This is a genomic window from Dietzia sp. NPDC055343, assembly GCF_053645265.1.
On sequence record NZ_JBSHMJ010000006.1, the window covers coordinates 95,094 to 113,418 of the forward strand.

Sequence of the window (18,325 nt, forward strand, 5' to 3'; positions counted from 1 at the left end):
CGGTTGTGCGGATCGTGGCGTGCTGATGCATTCTAGAACACGTTTCCTAGAACAGGTTCTATTATGTCGGGAGGGCGCGATCCGTGATGGTTGTGCCGCCACCGAATACAGTCGCGCCGAGGAGTCATACGTGAGCATCGCCACCACCCCGGATCAGACCGAGATCCAGAACTCGATCAAGGCCTGGGCGAAGTCCGCCGATCCCGTGACCACCGTACGCGCCCAGGAAACCGATCCCGACGCGTGGAAGGCCCTGTGGCCGCATCTCGCCGAGCTCGGCCTGTTCGGCGTGGCCGTGGCCGAGGAACACGGCGGAGCGGGGGCGGAGATCGTCGACCTGGCCTGCATGCTCGAGGCCGCGAGCTCACGCATGGCCCCCGGCCCGATCCTGACCACGGCTCTGGCCGGCGTCCTCGTCTCGAAGGCGGGCGGCGACGTGGCCGCCGCGCTGGGCGAGACGATCGCCGAGGGCGGGCTGCCGGTCGGCATCTGCCTGGGCTTCGGGACCGAGACCCTCGACGCCTCCGGCGCGGTGACCGGGGATGCCGGCATCGCCTACGGCGGAACCGTCGACGGCGGACTGCTGCTGCCCGTCGTGGTCGACAGCCTCACCCGCTGGGTCCTTCTGGAGCCCGGCGCCAAGGGCGTGACCATCACCCCGTCGACCCCGTACGACATCTCCGCGTCCATCGCGCGGGTGTCGCTGGAGGACGTGGCGATCCCGGCCGACCGGATCCTCGACGGCATCACGACCGCCCAGGTCCACCAGCTGTTCGTCACCCTCGCCGCGGCCGAGGCCGCCGGGGTCGCGGACTACACGCTGAACACGGCCGTCGAGTACGCCAAGATCCGCGAGCAGTTCGGCCGCACCATCGGCTCGTTCCAGTCCATCAAGCACCTGGCCGCCGACATGCTGTGCCGCACCGAGCAGGTCCGAGCCCTGGCCTGGGACGCCGCCGTGGCGGCAGAGGACCTCACGAGCGCGGACTCCGAGCTCCCCGTGGCCGCCTCGGTCGCCGGCGCGCTCGCGTTCGACAACGCGGTGGCCAACGCGCAGGACTGCATCCAGATCCTCGGCGGCATCGGCTTCACCTTCGAGCACGACGCGCACTTCTACATGCGTCGAGCCGGCGCCCTGCGCCAGGCTATCGGCGGTGCCGCCCGCTGGCGTCGGTCGCTCGCCGACCTCACTCTGGCCGGCAAGCGCCGCCACCTGGACATCGACCTGTCCGAGATCGTCGGGATCGACGCCAAGCGCGAGGAGATCAAGGCGCTGGTCGCCGAGGTCGCCGCGGTGGAGGGTGCCGAGCGCAAGCAGGCCCTCGCCGACACCGGCCTGTTCATGCCGCACCTGTCCGAGCCGTGGGGCCTGGGCGCCTCGCCGGCCGAGCAGCTCATGATCGACGAGGAGCTCGAGGCCGCGGGAGTGTCCCGCCACGACATCACCATCGGCGGCTGGGCCGTGCCCACCATCCTGCAGGCCGCGCCCGAGCACGCCGACCTGCTGGTCCGTGACACCATGGCCGGCAAGATCAAGTGGTGCCAGCTGTTCTCCGAACCCGGCGCCGGCTCCGACCTGGCCGCCCTGCGCGCCACCGCGGAGAAGGTCGACGGCGGTTGGAAGCTCAACGGTCAGAAGGTGTGGACGTCGCTCGCCCGCGAGGCCGACTGGGCCATGTGCCTGGCCCGCACCGACAAGGACGCCCCCAAGCACAAGGGCATCACCTACTTCCTGGTCGACATGAGGTCGGCGGGCATCCGCACCTCGCCGCTGCGCGAGATCACCGGCGAGGCCCTGTTCAACGAGGTCTTCCTCGAGGACCTGTTCGTGCCCGACGAGTTCCAGATCGGCACGGTCAACGACGGTTGGAAGATCGCCCGCACCACCCTCGCCAATGAGCGCGTGGCCATGGGTGGCGGCTCCTCGCTCGGTGACGCCGCCGAGGAGATCATCGGCCTCATCGAGGCGGCCGGCGTCTCGGACGACGCCCTCGTCCTGGACGAGCTGGGCAAGCACGTCGCGGACGGCGTCGTGGGCAGCCTGCTCGACCTGCGCACCGCGCTGCGGAGCCTGGCGGGCTCCGGCCCGGGCGCCGAGTCGAGCGTCCGCAAGATCGTCGGCGTGCGCCACCGCCAGGACATCGCCGAGTTCGGCCTCGAGCTCACCGGCACCAGCGGTGTCGAGTTCACCGAGCAGGGCCGCAAGTTCCTCATGGTCCGCTGTCTGTCGATCGCCGGCGGCACCGAGCAGGTCCTCCTCAACGTGGTGGGCGAGCGCATCCTCGGCCTGCCCCGCGACTGAATCACCTCCCCTCCCACTCCCGAACAGGACTGATCCCCCGTGGACTTCACCCGTACCGAGACCCAGGCAGCCGTCGCCGAGGCGGTGGCCGGCGCCCTGACCACCGCAGCACCCGCCGAGGAACTGCTCACCGCGTTGCCCAGCCGCAGCGTGGAGGACGCGGGCTACGACGAGCGCCTGTGGGCGTCGTTCGCGGAGTCCGGACTGCTCTCCCTCGGCCTCCCCGAGGACCTGGGCGGCGACGGCCTGACCGTCGCCGACGTGGCCGTGGTGCTCGAGGAGGTCGGCCGCGCGGGCGTGGTGATCCCCGCCCTGGAGACCCTCGGCTTCGGCGTTCTGCCGATCGTCGCGCTCGGCACGCCGGCGCAGCAGAAGAGGCTGCTCGAGGGGATCGAGGACGGCCGGATCCTCACCGCCGCCGTCGCGGAGCCCGGGCGTCCGCTGCCCGCCGTGCCCTCCGTGCGTCTGAACGGCGGGACGATCACCGGCACCGTCACCTCGGTGCGTTACGCGGCCCAGGCGCGATCCGTGCTGGTCCCGGTGTCGACCCCCGAGGGTGCGGCCGTCGTCGTCGTCGCCCCCGACGCCCCGGGGGTCACCCTCACCCCCACCCTCGGCTCCCTGGGGGTGCCCGAGTACGCGATGCGGTTCGAGGCCACGCCGGTCGACGACGACGACGTGGTCCGCGGCGGCGGCGACGAGCCCCTTCTCGAGGTGCTCCACCGGCTCATCCTCGCGGCGTGCATCGCGCACGGCGACGGCCTCATCGCGGGTGCGCTGGACATGACCGCGGGTTACCTGAAGGAGCGGGAGCAGTTCGGGAAGCCGCTCGGCTCGTTCCAGGCGGTGCAGCAGGAGCTCGCCGACGTCTACATCGTGTCGCGGACACTGCACGTGATCGCGCAGTCGGTGGCGTGGCGGATCTCCTCGGGACTCACCGGCTCGTCCGACCGTTACGAGACCGACCCGACCATCGGCGCCTACTGGCTCGCCGCCGAGGGGCCGCGAGCGGTGCAGGTCCTGCACCACCTGCACGGCGGCGTCGGCGTGGACGTCACCTACCCGATGTTCCGGTACTCCTCGGCGGTCAAGGACCTGGCCCGCTTCGTGGGCGGCCCGCGCCTGCAGCTCACCGAGCTCGGCGAGGCCGTGGCGGCGGACCCGGTCGACGCGGTGTCGGTCGGGTCGTCGAGCGACGACGCGGTAGCCGACGATGGCGAGGCGTTCATCGACCTCACCCCCGCCCAGCGCGCCCTCCAGTCCGAGCTGCGCGAGTACTTCTCCACCCTCATCTCCGCCGACGAGGCCGCCGACATCGGCACCACCCGGCACGGGAAGACCTACGAGGAGATCATCAAGCGGATGGGCCGCGACGGCTGGCTGGGTGTCGGCTGGCCCGCCGAGTACGGCGGCAAGGGATTCGGCCACCTCGAGCAGCAGATCTTCACCAACGAGGCCACGCGTGCCGACGTGCCGCTGCCCTCGGTGACGCTGCAGACGGTGGGCCCGACCCTGCAGAAGTACGGCACGGACATCCAGAAGAAGAAGTTCCTGCCCGGCATCCTCGAGGGGACCGTGCACTTCGCGATCGGCTACTCCGAGCCCGACGCCGGCACCGACCTCGCGTCGCTGCGCACCACCGCCAAGCGCGACGAGGCCACCGGCGACTGGATCATCAACGGACAGAAGATGTGGACCACCGGCGGCCATCACGCCGACTACATCTGGCTGGCCGCCCGCACCGGCACCCCGGACTCCCGCCACCGTGGTCTGACGATCTTCATCGTCGACACCTCCGATCCGGGCTTCTCGTTCACGCCGATCATCACCTGCGACGGCGCGCACCACGTCAACGCCACCTACTACTCGGACGTGCGCGTGCCCGCCGACATGGTGGTCGGCGAGGTCGACGGCGGCTGGAAGATGCTCACCACCCAGCTCAACCACGAGCGCGTCATGCTCGCCCCCTCCGGGCGGCCCGGCGGCTACTACGACGAGCTGGCCGAGTGGGCGCGCGGCACCGGGCCCGACGGTGTCCGACACCTGGACCGGCCCGAGGTCCGCGACGGACTGGCCGAGATCTTCGCGATCGTCCGCCTCAACGAGCTGCTCAACTGGCAGGTCTCCGCGATGGGCGACAACCCGTCGATGGGCGACTCCGCCGCCTCGAAGGTGTTCTCCACCGAGAAGATCCAGCACGTCGGCCGCATCGCCGAGGAGCTGCTCGGGCGCTTCGGCGACCCCACCGACGCCGGCACGGCCAAGCTGCAGCGCTGGTTCGACATGGTGAACAAACGCAACGTCGTGATCACGTTCGGCGGCGGCGTCAACGAGGTCATGCGCGAGCTGACCTGCATGGGCGGCCTCGGCATGCCCCGCACCGCCCGCTGATCCGACCCCGTACGAAAGGCACCCATGAGTGACGACACGGCTACCGCCGCCCAGGCCGGCCGGATCCTCGCCGCATCCGAGGAGATCCGGGCCGCCGGCGGCAGCGCCCCCCGCGCGGGCCGCGATCCCATCAACACCCCGATGATCCGCAACTGGACAGAGGCGATCGGCGACGCCAACCCGATCTACGAGTCCGAGGAGGCGGCCGTCGCGGCCGGCCACGGCGGACTCGTCGCCCCGCCCGCGATGGCCCAGGTCTGGACCATGCGCGGCCTCGGGAAGACCCGCGAGTCCGACGACCCGCTCGGCAACATGACCGATCTGCTCGACGCCGAGGGCTTCACCTCCGTCGTGGCCACCAACTGCGACTCCACCTATCACCGCTATACCCGCCCCGGCGAGGAGGTGACCATCTCCTCGGTCCTGACCGACGTGGTGGGCCCCAAGAAGACGGGCCTGGGCGAGGGCTGGTTCTTCACCACCCGCAACTACTGGCGGGTCGGCGACGAGGTCGTGGCCGAGATGGACTTCCGGATCCTCAAGTTCCGGCCGCCGGTCAAGACTGCCGAGCCGGCCGCCTCCGATCAGATCGTCGCGAGCTCCGGCTCGGCCACCGACGATCTGGTCGTGGGCAAGGTCCTGCGGCCCTCGGTCTCGCAGGACACCCGCTTCTTCTGGGACGGCGTCGCCGCCCACGAGCTGCGCATCCAGAAGCGCGAGGACGGCTCGCTGCAGCACCCGCCCGTGCCGGCGCTGTGGAAGGACAAGACCGAGCAGACCGACTACGTGGTCTCCTCCGGCCGCGGCACGGTCTACAGCTTCGTCAACCACCACGCCCCGCGCGTGCCGGGGCGCACCCGGTTCCCGTTCGTGATCGCGTTGGTGGAGCTGGAGGAGGGCGTACGCATGCTCGGCGAGCTGCGCGACGTCGACCCGGCCGACGTCGAGATCGGCATGGACGTCGAGGTGGAGTTCCTCGACATGCCCGGTGATTCCAGCGAGGACGCGGCGTTCGGCACCGAGCCGTGGACGCTGTACGCGTGGCGGCCCGCCGGTGCCGCTCCTGTCGAACGCCAGATGTCCGAAGTCACGGAAGGTGGCGCGAAGTGAGCGAGAACAGTGCAGTGACCGGCGCGGTCTGCCCCGCCGAGCCGCCCGCCGCGCGAGTGGGGGACACCCTGCCCGAGCTGGCCATCGAGGGGACGCCGACGTTCATCGTGGCCTCGGCCCTGGCGACGCGCGACTTCCAGGATGTCCACCACGACCGGGACCTGGCCCACCAGAAGGGCTCGAAGGACATCTTCGTCAACATCCTCACCGACACCGGCCTCGTGCAGCGGTTCGTCACCGACTGGGCCGGACAGAAGGCGCGGATCACCTCCATCAAGTTGCGTCTCGGTGTGCCCTGGTACGCCTACGACACGCTGACCCTGACCGGTGAGGTCACGGAGATCGCGACCGACGGTCTGGTCACGCTGAAGATCGTCGGCAACGACTCTCTGGGCGCGCACGTCACCTCGACCGCGACCCTCTACATGAACGGAGACCCGCAGTGAGCACGCTGGCTTCTGAGTCACTCGCCAACCGGGCGGCGATCGTCGGGATCGGCGCCACCGACTTCTCCAAGGACTCCGGCCGCTCCGAGCTCCGACTGGCGGCAGAGGCCGTGCAGGCCGCCGTGGCGGACGCGGGACTGCAGCCGTCTGACGTCGACGGCCTGGTGTCCTTCACCATGGACACCAACACCGAGATCGCCGTGGCCCGCGCGGCCGGCATCGGCCACCTGAACTTCTTCTCGCGGATCCACTACGGCGGCGGCGCGGCGTGCGCGACCGTCCAGCAGGCCGCGATGGCCGTCGCGACGGGTGTCGCCGAGGTGGTGGTCTGCTACCGCGCCTTCAACGAGCGCTCGGGCATGCGGTTCGGGCAGGTCAACTCGGCGCTGGTGCAACAGGTCAACTCCTCCGGCACCGACAACGCGTTTTCCTACCCGCACGGGCTGTCCACGCCGGCCGGGTTCGTCGCCATGGTCGCGCAGCGCTACATGCACGAGTACGGCGCCACCAGCGAGGACCTCGGCCGGGTGGCCGTGGTCGACCGCAAGCACGCCGCCGTGAACCCGGCCGCGTTCTTCTACGGCAAGCCCATCACGCTCGAAGAGCACCAGAACTCGCGCTACATCGCCGAACCGCTGCACCTGCTGGACTGCTGCCAGGAGTCGGACGGCGGGCAGGCGATCGTGGTGACCACGCCCGAGCGCGCGAAGGACCTGCCGCACAAGCCGGTCTCCATCGCGGCCGCGGCGTCGGGCTCCGGACCGGACCAGTACATCATGACCTCGTACTACCGTCCCGAGCTCGCGGGACTGCCCGAGATGGGGATCGTGGGCGACCAGCTCTGGAACCAATCCGGGCTGCGCCCCGACGACATGGACATGGCCGTGCTCTACGACCACTTCACCCCGTACGTCCTCATGCAGCTCGAGGAGCTGGGTTTCTGTGGCCGCGGCGAGGCCAAGGACTTCGTCCGGGAGCCGGGCGCCCTCGAGGTGGGCGGCCGCCTGCCGCTGAATACTCACGGCGGCCAGCTGGGCGAGGCGTACATCCACGGTATGAACGGCATCGCCGAGGGCGTGCGCCAGCTGCGGGGCGATTCGGTGAACCAGGTCGCGGGGGCGGAGAAGCTCGTCGTCACCGCCGGTACCGGCGTCCCCACCTCGGGGCTCGTCCTCACCGTCTGAGCCGACAGGCTCCCGTCCCTCCACGTCGTCAAGAGTGTTTCGCACACGCTTCCCGAGAAGGGGGTGTGCGAAACGCTCTTGTCGTTGATGGAGGTGGGCGGAGACCGGGCGTGTGCGGAGTGGTGCCCGGGGCCTCTCGTCGTCCGGTGGTGCGGTGGCGGGTGCGCGTCGACGACCCTAGCCGCGCAGGCAGCCGCGCACGAACGAGCCGATGTCGCGGACCGCGGCCCTGGCCTCGGGGACCAGCGGGTGGAACGCCTGGAACACGTGGAACTGGTGCGGCCAGAGTTGGAACTCGTGCGTCACGCCGTGCTCGGCGAACTTCTCGGCCAGCCTTGCGATCCCGCCCGCGAAGTTCTCCGCGCCGCCGCACTGGATGAGGAAGGGCGGCCAGTCGGGGGAGGGGCGGTAGTTGATCGGCGAGATCGCGGGGTCGTCGGCGTCGGTGCCCGGCGCGTACTGGGCGCGGCACAGTTCAGCCATCCCCAGGGCCAGGAACGGGTCCTTCTTCGCCCTGTCGCGGGCGGACATGTCGGAGAAATCCAGGTCGACCCAGGGGGACATGAGGACGACGCCGGCGGGCATGGGCTCGCCCGCCTTCTCCAGGTGCGCGACCAGTTGCAGCGCGAGGTTGCCGCCCGCCGAGTCGCCGGCCACCACGATGTTCTCGGCGGGAAAGCCCATGTCGAGCAGCCACTGGAAGCCGGCGATCGTGTCCTCGGTGGCGGCCGGATGCGGATGTTCGGGGGCCAGGCGGTAGTCGGGCAGGAACACCGGTGTGCCGGTCTCGGCGGCCATCCGCGAGGCCAGGGCCTTGTGCGACCAGGGCGAACCGAAGGTGAACCCGCCGCCGTGGACGTGGTAGATCACCTTGTCCGAGTCGAAGAACCTCTTCCGGCCGACCCACAGGCCCGGCACCGGACCGTCCGACGACCAGTCGGCGGTGGTTTCCAGGGCGGCCGCGCGGCCCGCCCCGGAGGTGAGGGCACGAAGCCGGTTGAGCGAGGCCTCGGTGGGCGGCATGCGATCCAGCGCGGGGCGGACGAACATGCGCAGGCCCCCGGCCAGGCCGCGGGCGCGCAGGGTGCCCTGCACGCCGGGGCCGGCCAGGAGCGGTGCGCGCTGGGAGGGCCGCTCCGCTTCGACGTCGGCGGAGCGCTGACCGTCCGCCGGGACGTCCCCGGACCCTGTCGCCTGGGGCAGTCGGAGTCCACCGTCGTACGGGGCGCCCGTCCGCCGGGGCCGCGATCCACTCATGTGCGCAATGTAGATGTCGGAGCGAGGTGACGGGTGTCGAATCGCCGCTGCTACCATAAATCCCAGCTAGAACTCGTTCTCGTTCTCCGGGGATGGCGCAGGCCACGGGCCGGTCTGGACACGAGAACAAGTTCAGGTCACAATGTGACAGTAGCCACATCTGCCCTCAGTTAGAAGGAATTATTCCCGCGATGACCGACGCAGCAGCCGATCACACGTCCGACCCCCTCGCCGGGACCAATCCCGAGATGAACCAGGCATTGGTGTTCGAGGCGATCGTCGACAAGATTCCTGACAACCTGCTCCTCACCATGGACGGCGAGGACTTCACGTACCGGCAGATCGATGATCTGGCCAACCAGATGGGGCACGTGCTCCGGGCCCACGGCACCGAGCCGGGCGATCATGTCGCGCTGTACATGAAGAACAGCACGCCGCACATGGCCGCGATCATCGCGACCATGAAGATCCGGGTCGCCGGCATCAACGTCAACTACCGCTACACCCCGGCCGAGCTGGTCTACCTGTTCAACGACTCGCAGTCGACCGGAGTCCTGGTGGACGCCGAGTTCGCCGAGACGATGGCGGCCGCGGCGCCCAAGCTCGAGACCGTCAAGACGATCTTCTCCGTGGGCGGCGTGCCCGAGGTCCTGGCCACCGCGTGCGCCGAGAACGGCATCGCGGTCGTCGACCTGGACTCCGAGATGGCCACCCAGTCCACCGCGCGGGATTTCGAGCCCGCGCGAGGCGACGACAAGTGGATCGTCTACACCGGCGGCACCACCGGCTTCCCCAAGGGCGTGCAGTGGAACCACTCGGACTACTACTACGCGTGCCTGTCCGGCGGTAACCCGTACGGCGACAAGCGACACAGCCCGGCCGAGGTCGCCGAGCACATCAACCCGGACGGCGGGTTCCGCGTGGTCATCTCGGCGCCGCTCATGCACGGCGCCGGGCTGTTCACCCTGCTGACCTTCGTCAACCTCGGCGGACACCTGCTGATGTTCCGCGACTTCGACCCGCAGGCCATCGTCGAGACGGTCGCCGAGCGCCAGGGCCAGATGCTGGTGTTCGTGGGCGACGGCATGGCCGTGCCGATCACCGACGCGATCGTGGCCAACAAGGACAAGCTGGACTTCAGCTCGCTGTTCATGGTCGCCTCCGGCGGCGGAATCTGGTCCAAGGCCACGCGTGACCGCCTCCTCGAGGTCCTGCCGAACATCATGACGCGCGACAACTTCGGTGCCTCCGAGTCGGGCAACGACGGAGAGCTGGCCATTTCCGAGAAGGCGGAACTGACCCTGCCGTCGAGCGCGCGCATCGGCCTGATCAACGAGTCCAACCAGCCGATCAACCCGGGCTCGGACGAGATCGGGTACATCGTGCGCCGCGGCCACGTCCCGGTGGGCTACTGGAACGACCCGGAGAAGACCGCCAAGACCTTCCCCGAGGTCGGCGGGCGGCGTGTCTCGGTGCTCGGTGACATGGGCCAGATCCGTGAGGACGGCACCATCGTCTTCCTCGGTCGCGGCTCGGGCTGCATCAACACCGGCGGCGAGAAGGTGTTCCCGGAGGAGGTCGAGCAGGCGATCAAGGCCCACCCGGCCGTCCACGACGCGCTGGTCGCCGGCGCCCCCGACGAGCGGTTCGGCCAGAAGGTCGCCGCGGTGGTGTCCTTCCGCGAGGGCCAGTCGGCCACGAACGAGGAGCTGACCACGTTCCTGCGTGAGTCGCTGGCCAACTACAAGGTGCCCAAGACGATCGTCGACGTCCCCGAGATCCGTCGTTCACCCGCCGGCAAGGCCGACTACAAGTGGGCCAAGGACCAGGTGTCCTGACGGACCGGTAAGCACGACTGACCCACTGCGAAGGCCGGGTCCGCCACCAGGGCGGGCCCGGCCTTCGAACTTGCCCCGTAGTATCGGCGGCATGCGCAGATTCGATCCGACGCCGCGGATCCGCGGCCTGGTGCGGTCGTATCGCGGTCGGCACGGCCGTCGCGCCGGTGTGCTCGCGGTGCTGTTGGAGGGCGACGACGACAACGCCGCCGCCGAGCTGACCGTCCACCCGTCACAGGTGCGGCTGCCCCGGACCGTGATCTATGCGGCCGCCCGCAGCAGGGGGCTGGAGCCCGTCGGTGGTGCGGCAGCGCTCGCGCAGCGCGGACCGTGGATCGACCCGATGCGGTTCGTCCGGCCGTCGGAGGGGAGTGCCGGATGAGCGCGGGGTGGCTCCTCGTCGCGCTGGCGCTCCTGCCGCCGGCCCTGTGGCTCCTGGCGATCGCGGTGGTCGCGGCGCGCGGGAGGCTGCGCCGCAGAGGGGATGAGAGGACGCGCCGGCTGCGACTGGCCCGCATGTTCGGGCGCGGTCTCGGTGGTGATGTCGTCGTCGTCCCCACCGCGGATGTCGATCTGCCCGAGCACGCCGTCCTGGAGGTGGCCGCGGGGGCGGGGTTCCGGATCATCGGGTATGAGCGCGCCGACACGCCGCTGCGCAGGCGGGTGGGCGTGTTCGTCCGCGTCGGAGGGCCGGTCGACGCGGTGATCAGGGGCCCGCTGGGGTCGGGCGAGCGGGCGAAGTCGGCGGTGCACGCGGGGAGGGCCCCGGCGCCCCGGTAATGTCGCGCGCATGCGCATCGGAATGGCCCTGAACTACAGCGGCGGGTTCGCCGAGACCGCGGCGGAGGCCGCGGACCTCGAGCGGGCCGGACTGGACATCGCCTTCGTGCCGGAGGCCTACTCCTTCGACGCCGTGAGCCAGCTCGGCTACCTCGCGGCCCGCACGTCCACTATGGAACTCGCGTCCGGGATCCTGCAGATCTACACCCGCACGCCCACGCTCACCGCCATGACCGCCGCCGGCCTGGACTTCGTGTCCGAGGGCCGCTTCACGCTCGGACTGGGCGCCTCGGGCCCGCAGGTCGTCGAGGGCTTCCACGGCGTGAAGTACGACGCGCCGCTGGCCCGCACCCGCGAGATCATCGAGATCTGCCGCCAGGTGTGGCGGCGCGAGAAGGTCGTCCACGACGGCGCCAAGTACCAGATCCCGCTGCCCGCCGACCAGGGGACCGGGTTGGGCAAGCCGCTCAAGCTCATCAACCACCCGGTGCGAGAGAAGATCCCCATCGTGCTGGCCGCGCTCGGGCCCAAGAACGTGGAGCTGGCCGCCGAGGTCGCCGACGGCTGGCAGCCGCTGTTCTTCCACCCCGAGAAGGCACACCTGGCGTGGGCCGACCCGCTGGCCAAGGGGCGCGCCAAGCGTGACCCGTCGCTCGGTGAGCTGGACGTGTACGCAGGCCCGCCGCTGGCGATCTGCGACGAGAGCGAGGTCCCGGGCTATCTGGACTTCGTGCGCCCGCACCTCGCGCTGTACATCGGCGGCATGGGTGCGCGCGGCAAGAACTTCTACAACGAGCTCGCCTGCCGCTACGGCTACGAGGCCGAGGCCGAAAAGATCCAGGACCTGTACCTGGACGGCAAGAAGGACGAGGCGGCCGCGGCCGTGCCGGACGAGCTCGTGCGGTCCGTCTCGCTGATCGGGCCCGCCTCCTACGTCGCCGAGCGGGTCGAGGCGTTCCGCGAGGCCGGCGCCACCACGCTCACCGTCGTCCCGATGGCCATGGACGCGCCGGGCCGCATCAGGCTCGTGGAGCAGTTCCGCGACCTCTGCTGAGCAGCGCGGGACCCGCGCCGGCATCCGCTCCCGCGCCCCGGTCGGTTCCCGCGAAATGACCACACCCCGCGGCACGGGGCCGCGGGGTGTGCAGGTGAGCCGTACGGCCCGATCGGATCAGCGATCAGGCGAGGTCGACCACCACGTTCTTGAGGACGGGGGCGTCCTCGCGCTCGACGACAGTGGCCGCCACGAGCAGCTGCGTTCCCTCCTCCCACACGCGGATGCGCATGGTCTCGCCGGGGAAGAAGATGCCGCCGAAGGTCACGCCGTAGCCGCGGACCTTCTCGACGTCGCCGCCCAGCACCTCGTCGACGACCGCGCGCAGCACCAGGCCGTACGAGCACAGGCCGTGCAGGATCGGGCGCGGGAAGCCGGCCGCCTCGGCGAAGGCCGGGTCGGAGTGCAGCGGGTTGCGGTCGCCACACAGGCGGTAGATCAGGGCCTGCTGCGGCAGGGTCGCGACCTCGATGGTGTGGTCGGCCTCGCGCTCGGGGTACTCCACCTTCTCGGAGGTGCCCCGCTCGCCGCCGAAGCCGCCCTCGCCACGGGCGAAGATGCCGGACCGGGCGGTCCACAACTTCTCCCCGTCGGCGGAGACCGTCTCGGACTCCTGGATGATCACCGCGGCCGAACCCTTGTCCTGGATCTCGGCGATCTTCGTCGTCGTCGTCGCGGTCCCGTCGGCCGGGATCGCACGGTGCAGGCGCACGGACTGGCTGCCGTGCACGACCTTGGCCAGGTCGATCTCCACGCCGGGGAACGACACCCGCGGCGCCTCGGTCACGTTCATCGTGGCCGCGACGGTCGCGAACGACGGCAGCACCTTCGGCGCGGTGTCGTGGATGTACTCCAACCCGGTGGTGTCCATCGGGTCGCCCGCGGCGCCCACCCCCAGCGCGTAGAGCGCCACGTCGGAGGCGGTCCAGGAGAACTCCTGCGAGGGCAGTTCCGCCCCGAGGGCGGTGTTCAGATCGATCGGCACTTCTCAGACTCCGGTCTTCTCGGTGGTCGGGGCGGTGGCGAGCATGTTCTCGATCGCGAGGTAGCCGAAGACCAGCGCAGGTCCGATGGTGGCGCCCGGGCCGGCGTAGGTGTGGCCCATGACCGGCGACGAGGCGTTACCGGCGGCGTAGAGGCCCTCGATCACGGAGCCGTCCTCGCGCAGGACACGGCCGTGGACGTCGGTGTTCGCGCCGCCCTTGGTGCCGAGGTCGCCCGGGACCATCTTGACCGCGTAGAACGGCGCCTTGGCGACCGGGCCGAGGCTCGGATTGGGCTTGTTCGTGGGGTCGCCGTAGTAGTGGTCGTACCCGGAGGCGCCGCGGTTGAAGTCCTCGTCGCGGCCGTTGGCGGCGAAGCCGTTGAACCGGTCGGCGGTCTTCTGCAGCGCCTCGGCCGGCACGTCGATGAGCTCGGCGAGCTCGGCGAGGGTGTCTGCCTTGTGGAAGTTCTCCGTCGCGAGCCACTTCTTGGGCAGCGGCTGCTTGGCCTGCAGGCCGGCGAAGAGGTAGCGGTTCTTGTACTCCTGGTCGAAGACGATCCAGGCCGGGACGTTCTCGCCCGGGGCGTCCTTCTGCCCCTCGGGAGCCTGGCCGAACTCGCCGCCGTACATCATGTGCCCGGCCTCGACGTAGGGCAGGGACTCGTTCATGAAGCGCTCGCCGCGCGAGTTGACCATGAACGAGCACGGCAGCGACCGCTCGGCCAGCGCGAACCACGGGCCGCGCGGCATGAGGATCGTCGGACCCCACCAGGCGTCCTCCATGAAGGACAGGGCGGCGCCCGTCTTCTCCATGTACTCGATGCCCTCGCCGGTGTTGGCGGCGGCGCCGACGGTCCACGAGGTGGGGATGGGCTGACGCTGGTACTTGTCGCGCATCTCCTGGTTGTGCTCGAAGCCGCCCGAGCCCATGACCACGCCGCGGCGGGCACGGAGGGTGACCTCTTCGCCGTTCCGGGTGACGGTGATGCCGACGACGCGCTCGTCATTCCCGGACCCCTCGGTGACCAGTCCGGTCATGGGGGTCTCGAGCCACACCGGCACGCCGGCGTCGAGCAGGCCCTTGCGCATGGCGGCGATGAGCGCGCGGCCCATACCGACGGAGTTCTGCTTGCGGGCCTTGGCGAGGAACATGCGCGCGGCGACCCGGATCGAGCGCCGGATACCCTTGGTGTGCGGGCGCTGGAGGAGGTTGAGCCAGCGGTAGTCGGACTGCATCACGACCATGTTGGCCGGGGCCTTGGCGTAGCCCGGCTCCAGCTTGTCGGCTTCGGGGCCGAGCTGGTTCAGGTCGAAGGGGCGGGGCTCGACCGAGCGGCCGCCTAGGCGGCCTCCGGGGGCCTCTGGGTAGTAGTCGGAGTAGTCCTTGACCCACTCGAGCTGCAGCGGGCTGTTGGCGAGGATGAAGTCGAGCACCTCGGGGCCGCGGTCGATGTAGGTGTCGATGCGCTCGGGGGCCACGACGTCACCGATGATGGACCGCAGGTAGGTCCTGGCGGCCTCCGGGGTGTCCAGCACACCGTCGCGCTGGAGCACGGAGTTGCCCGGGATCCACACGCCGCCGCCGGAGCGGGCGGTGGAGCCTCCGTAGTGTGGGGCCTTCTCAACGAGGACCACGCTGAGGCCCTTCTTTGCTGCCGCGAGGGCGGCCGTCATGCCTGCTCCACCGCTGCCGACGACGACGACGTCGAATTCCTGGTCTGCCATGTAGAACACGTTATAGAACTGATGGCAATCGCGCCAGACGCCCCAGGTAGCATCCCCCTCATGCTCAACGAGGAGACCCGTGCCACTCTCGCGCAGCGACTCTGGGACGCCGAGGCCGGCGTGACCCCGATCGCCCCGCTCACCGACGACCACCCGGACCTGACCCCGGACGACGCGTTCGAGATCCAGCTCGTCAACATCCGGCGCAAGCTGGACGCGGGCGCCGTGGTCACGGGCCACAAGGTGGGCCTGGCCTCCAAGGCCATGCAGGAGATGATGGGCGTCGACGAGCCCGACTACGGCCATCTCCTCGACACCATGGAGTACCCCGAGGGCACGCCGATCGAGGCGGCGAGGTTCTGCTTCCCCCGCGTCGAGGTCGAGGTGGGCTTCATCCTCGGCGCCGACATCCCGCCGGAGGGCTGCTCCCAGGAGGAGGCCGCCGCCGCGATCGAGTGGGTCGTGCCGTCCATCGAGTTGATCGACTCGCGGATCAAGGACTGGAAGATCACCCTCGGCGACACGATCGCCGACAACGCCTCCTCGTGCGGCTACGTGGTGGGCTCCGGCCGCGTGCGCCTGGCCGACATCGATGTGGCGGCCATCGAGGCCACGCTCTACAAGAACGGCGAGTTCCTCGCCTCCGGCCGCTCCGATGCGGTGCTGGGCAACCCGCTCAACTCGGTCGGTTGGCTGGCCTCGACCGTCGCCAAGTTCGGCGTGCGCCTGCGCAAGGGCGACGTGATCCTGCCGGGCACCGCCATCCGCGCCATGGACGCAACCCCGGGCGACGCCTTCCGCGCCGACTTCGCCGGGCTGGGCTCGGTCTCGATGGAGTTCCGCTAGCGGTCTGCGTTGAGCGCACGCCCCGCCGCCACGGCCACCCGGGTGACCAGCGGCTCCAGTCGGGCCAGCGCGCTCTCGTCCGCCGCGCTGGCCGACAACGCCGCAACCGCCCGAGTTCCCCCGGGGGCCGGTCCGGAGTCGACGGCGGCGTCGTCGTCAAAAACCGGGGCGGCCACGCAGTACAGGCCGGGCGTGAGTTCGGCATGGTCCAACGATCGCCTCCTGCGCCGGATCTCGGCGAGCTCGACCGCCAGCGCGTCCGCCGAGGTGACGGTGGTGTCGGTCCACGCCACCATCGGCCCCCGGGCCACCCGCGCGGCGGCCTCGTCGTCGAACGCCAGCATCGCCTTGCCGACCCCCGTGCAATACGCGGGCAGCCCGCCCCCGATCCGTGACGGCGACGGGATCGGCCGCGGCCCGTGCAGCTTGTTGAGGTAGACCACCTCGTCGCGGTGCAGTGTCGCCAGGTGGACGGTCGCGCGCGTGGCCTCGAAGAGGTGCGCGAGAAAGGGCGTGAGGACCCGGCGGATCCGCTCGTACTCCGGCGACACCGGGATCGGGTCCAGCTCGTGGATCAGCGGACCCAGCCGGTAGTGCTGGCCGATCCGCGTGACCGCGCCGTTGCGCTCGAGCGCGGCGAGGAGCCGCAGTGTCGTGGACTTGGCCAGCCCTGTGGCGCGCGCGAGTTCGCTCAACGTCAGGCCGCCGCTGCCCGCGGCCGTCGCGCGCAGCACGTCGAAGGCGCGATCGACGGGGGACGCGGGGGGCTGTGTCATGTGGCGAGTGTAGCGCGATGCTCCGACACAGTGCCCGGTCTAATTCGAACACTTGCGCGATAGTGGGACGGCGGGTACGGTCGTACATACGTTCTACTGATGTGCGGCGGGGGTGGCGACGATGACGTCGGCGGGTTCGTTGTCTGCGGTTCCCGAGTCCTCCTGCTGCGAGGATCTTGCCGCTGTGAGCGAGGCGGCGCGGTCGGCGACGCTGGCGCCGAATCGGGCCGGGGCCACGCGGTTGGAAGCGGCTGCGTTGTTGGTGCGGCAGCTGGCTCGGGCTGCTGAGGCCGACGATTCGGGGCGGCCGGGGTTTGCGCGGTTGGATCCGCAGGCGCGGGCGCGTGACCATATGGCGGCGGCGTGTCAGTTGACGTGTTGGCATGCGGGCCGGTTGGTGTTGGCCGGGGTGCAGATCCACACCCGGCTGCCGCGGATGCTGTCCATGGTCGGGCGGGGGCTGTTGCCGGAGCAGTTGGCCATCGATATCGCCTGCCGGTTGGCGCAGGTGCCGGACGCGATCGTCTCTGATGTGGAGGATGCGGTCATGGCCCGCGTCGGGCACGATCTGGACGGTGGTGACCGGCCGTCGCGGTCGGCGGTGGAGGCGATGATCGACCGGGCCGTGGAGCGTCTGGATCCCGGGGCGGCGCAGGACGCGGTAGATGCGGCCACAGAGTCGCGCACGGTGCGGTTTCGCCGGGGCCGCGACGGGATGGCCTCGATGTGGGCCAAGCTGCCGATCGGGGACGCGGAGATGCTGCGCTGCAGGATCGAGACCGATGCCGCCGCGGCCGCCGCCGACGGGGTGCCGCGGCCCATGGACCAGCTCCGCGCTGATGCACTGTCGGCGTTGGCGGTGTACTCGCCGGCCGGGCCGGCCGAGGTCGTTGATGGCATCGAGCTCGGCCCGGTGCAGGTCGGGGCGGACCTGCCGCGCCCGACGGTCGGTAACGCCGCCGCGGCCACCGGTCAGCCGATCCGGATCAGTGTGATCGCCGCGGCCGCGCGGGGACTGCCCGATCAGGTGGAGTTCGTCACCGGCGCGTACACCAGCTTCGACTGGCTGTGTCAGGAACTGCTCGAGGGCGATGACGCGCGGGTGCGGTTCGAGATCATCGACCCCGCCCCCGGCGCCCTGGACACCCCGGAGCGGGCACTGCGGTACGTCATCTCCCCGGCGTTGGCCGAGCGGATCCGGCTGCGTGATGGCACCTGCCGCCATCCGGGCTGCGCGGTCGATGCCCGGGACTGCGACATCGATCATGTGATCGCGTTCGACCGGGCCACCCCGGAGTTGGGCGGGCCGACCCTGGAGTGGAACCTGGTGTGCCTGTGCCGCAAACACCACCGCGAGAAGACCTTCGGCACCAACTCCTACCGGCCCGGGCCGCTGGGCGAGCTGATCATCACCACCGACACCGGGCACCAACACCGCACGCGGCCGAAGGGTCCACTGGCCCGGGCACGCGAGGGCATCCAGGAACAGGTCGAGATCATCCTCAACGACAGACTCTTCTCACCCGACGGATACCTCACCAACCCACCCGGAACCGACAGACGCGACCGACCCGCCTGAAGCGTCAGTTCTCTGGTGTTCTACTGAACGGCACACTCGTTTGTGGCGGGGG

At 70.3% G+C, this 18,325-nt stretch carries 15 protein-coding genes and 1 pseudogene; 12 read left to right on the plus strand and 4 right to left on the minus strand.

What is annotated here, in order from left to right:
* Window positions 1–130: 130 nt before the first annotated feature.
* The 6 genes and pseudogenes from ACWIE7_RS04875 to ACWIE7_RS04900 all read left to right on the plus strand — a co-directional run bounded on the left by ACWIE7_RS04875 (window position 131) and on the right by ACWIE7_RS04900 (window position 7,433).
* Window positions 131–2,302: an acyl-CoA dehydrogenase family protein gene (locus ACWIE7_RS04875; protein ID WP_454068695.1), complete on the plus strand. Its 2,172-nt coding sequence runs from the start codon at window positions 131–133 to the stop codon at window positions 2,300–2,302.
* A 150-nt stretch (window positions 2,303–2,452) separates the two neighbouring features.
* Window positions 2,453–3,367 (plus strand): annotated as a pseudogene (locus tag ACWIE7_RS04880) (acyl-CoA dehydrogenase family protein); the annotation flags it as partial.
* Window positions 3,368–3,475: 108 nt separating this feature from the next.
* A complete protein-coding gene (locus ACWIE7_RS04885) occupies window positions 3,476–4,693 on the plus strand; it encodes an acyl-CoA dehydrogenase family protein (RefSeq protein WP_454068718.1) in 1,218 nt (405 codons plus the stop codon).
* A gap of 24 nt (window positions 4,694–4,717) precedes the next feature.
* Window positions 4,718–5,803 (plus strand): bifunctional MaoC family dehydratase N-terminal/OB-fold nucleic acid binding domain-containing protein, encoded by a 1,086-nt coding sequence (locus tag ACWIE7_RS04890; RefSeq protein ID WP_454057015.1) that lies wholly within the window; start codon window positions 4,718–4,720, stop codon window positions 5,801–5,803.
* On the plus strand, window positions 5,800–6,249 hold the full coding sequence (locus ACWIE7_RS04895) for a MaoC family dehydratase (protein ID WP_452099619.1): 450 nt from the start codon (window positions 5,800–5,802) through the stop codon (window positions 6,247–6,249). The genes ACWIE7_RS04890 and ACWIE7_RS04895 overlap by 4 nt, the downstream gene beginning before the upstream one ends.
* Complete coding sequence (locus tag ACWIE7_RS04900; protein ID WP_452099618.1) at window positions 6,246–7,433, plus strand: lipid-transfer protein; 1,188 nt, start codon at window positions 6,246–6,248, stop codon at window positions 7,431–7,433. The genes ACWIE7_RS04895 and ACWIE7_RS04900 overlap by 4 nt, the downstream gene beginning before the upstream one ends.
* Before the next feature lie 177 nt (window positions 7,434–7,610).
* Here the strand turns inward: ACWIE7_RS04900 and ACWIE7_RS04905 are convergent, their stop codons facing one another.
* Complete coding sequence (locus ACWIE7_RS04905; protein ID WP_454068696.1) at window positions 7,611–8,690, minus strand: alpha/beta hydrolase; 1,080 nt, start codon at window positions 8,688–8,690, stop codon at window positions 7,611–7,613.
* Window positions 8,691–8,881: 191 nt separating this feature from the next.
* Here ACWIE7_RS04905 and ACWIE7_RS04910 point away from each other — a divergent pair, with 191 nt between their 5' ends.
* From ACWIE7_RS04910 to ACWIE7_RS04925, 4 genes are all read left to right on the plus strand, one after another.
* A complete protein-coding gene (locus tag ACWIE7_RS04910) occupies window positions 8,882–10,528 on the plus strand; it encodes an AMP-binding protein (protein WP_452099616.1) in 1,647 nt (548 codons plus the stop codon).
* A gap of 91 nt (window positions 10,529–10,619) precedes the next feature.
* Complete coding sequence (locus tag ACWIE7_RS04915; RefSeq protein ID WP_452099615.1) at window positions 10,620–10,910, plus strand: hypothetical protein; 291 nt, start codon at window positions 10,620–10,622, stop codon at window positions 10,908–10,910.
* Window positions 10,907–11,308 carry a hypothetical protein gene (locus ACWIE7_RS04920; protein ID WP_452099614.1) on the plus strand — a complete coding sequence of 134 codons (402 nt, stop codon included), beginning with the start codon at window positions 10,907–10,909 and terminating at the stop codon, window positions 11,306–11,308. The genes ACWIE7_RS04915 and ACWIE7_RS04920 overlap by 4 nt, the downstream gene beginning before the upstream one ends.
* 10 nt (window positions 11,309–11,318) lie before the next feature.
* Window positions 11,319–12,362, plus strand: coding sequence for an LLM class F420-dependent oxidoreductase (locus tag ACWIE7_RS04925; protein WP_454068697.1), 1,044 nt, complete (start codon window positions 11,319–11,321; stop codon window positions 12,360–12,362).
* 124 nt (window positions 12,363–12,486) lie between these two features.
* Here the strand turns inward: ACWIE7_RS04925 and ACWIE7_RS04930 are convergent, their stop codons facing one another.
* On the minus strand, window positions 12,487–13,347 hold the full coding sequence (locus ACWIE7_RS04930; RefSeq protein WP_452099612.1) for a MaoC/PaaZ C-terminal domain-containing protein: 861 nt from the start codon (window positions 13,345–13,347) through the stop codon (window positions 12,487–12,489).
* Between the two features lie 3 nt (window positions 13,348–13,350).
* Window positions 13,351–15,072: a 3-oxosteroid 1-dehydrogenase gene (gene kstD, locus ACWIE7_RS04935; RefSeq protein ID WP_452099611.1), complete on the minus strand. Its 1,722-nt coding sequence runs from the start codon at window positions 15,070–15,072 to the stop codon at window positions 13,351–13,353.
* A 60-nt stretch (window positions 15,073–15,132) separates the two neighbouring features.
* Here kstD and ACWIE7_RS04940 point away from each other — a divergent pair, with 60 nt between their 5' ends.
* Entirely contained in the window at window positions 15,133–15,918 is a 786-nt protein-coding gene (locus tag ACWIE7_RS04940; protein WP_452099610.1) for a 2-keto-4-pentenoate hydratase, read from the plus strand.
* On the opposite strand, the gene ACWIE7_RS04945 is transcribed toward ACWIE7_RS04940, so the two are convergent.
* Window positions 15,915–16,694 (minus strand): IclR family transcriptional regulator, encoded by a 780-nt coding sequence (locus ACWIE7_RS04945; RefSeq protein ID WP_452099609.1) that lies wholly within the window; start codon window positions 16,692–16,694, stop codon window positions 15,915–15,917. The genes ACWIE7_RS04940 and ACWIE7_RS04945 overlap by 4 nt on opposite strands.
* A 121-nt stretch (window positions 16,695–16,815) precedes the next feature.
* Between ACWIE7_RS04945 and ACWIE7_RS04950 the strand changes: the two genes are divergently transcribed.
* On the plus strand, window positions 16,816–18,273 hold the full coding sequence (locus ACWIE7_RS04950) for a DUF222 domain-containing protein (RefSeq protein WP_454068698.1): 1,458 nt from the start codon (window positions 16,816–16,818) through the stop codon (window positions 18,271–18,273).
* Window positions 18,274–18,325 lie beyond the last annotated feature (52 nt).

Coding starts and splice junctions, on each gene's coding strand:
- ACWIE7_RS04925 (WP_454068697.1), top strand. CDS start 11,319: ATGCGCATCGGAATGGCCCTGAACTACAGCGGCGGGTTCGCCGAGACC.
- ACWIE7_RS04950 (WP_454068698.1), top strand. CDS start 16,816: ATGACGTCGGCGGGTTCGTTGTCTGCGGTTCCCGAGTCCTCCTGCTGC.
- ACWIE7_RS04940 (WP_452099610.1), top strand. CDS start 15,133: ATGCTCAACGAGGAGACCCGTGCCACTCTCGCGCAGCGACTCTGGGAC.
- ACWIE7_RS04920 (WP_452099614.1), top strand. CDS start 10,907: ATGAGCGCGGGGTGGCTCCTCGTCGCGCTGGCGCTCCTGCCGCCGGCC.
- ACWIE7_RS04910 (WP_452099616.1), top strand. CDS start 8,882: ATGACCGACGCAGCAGCCGATCACACGTCCGACCCCCTCGCCGGGACC.
- ACWIE7_RS04915 (WP_452099615.1), top strand. CDS start 10,620: ATGCGCAGATTCGATCCGACGCCGCGGATCCGCGGCCTGGTGCGGTCG.
- ACWIE7_RS04890 (WP_454057015.1), top strand. CDS start 4,718: ATGAGTGACGACACGGCTACCGCCGCCCAGGCCGGCCGGATCCTCGCC.
- ACWIE7_RS04945 (WP_452099609.1), bottom strand. CDS start 16,694: ATGACACAGCCCCCCGCGTCCCCCGTCGATCGCGCCTTCGACGTGCTG.
- ACWIE7_RS04905 (WP_454068696.1), bottom strand. CDS start 8,690: ATGAGTGGATCGCGGCCCCGGCGGACGGGCGCCCCGTACGACGGTGGA.
- kstD (WP_452099611.1), bottom strand. CDS start 15,072: ATGGCAGACCAGGAATTCGACGTCGTCGTCGTCGGCAGCGGTGGAGCA.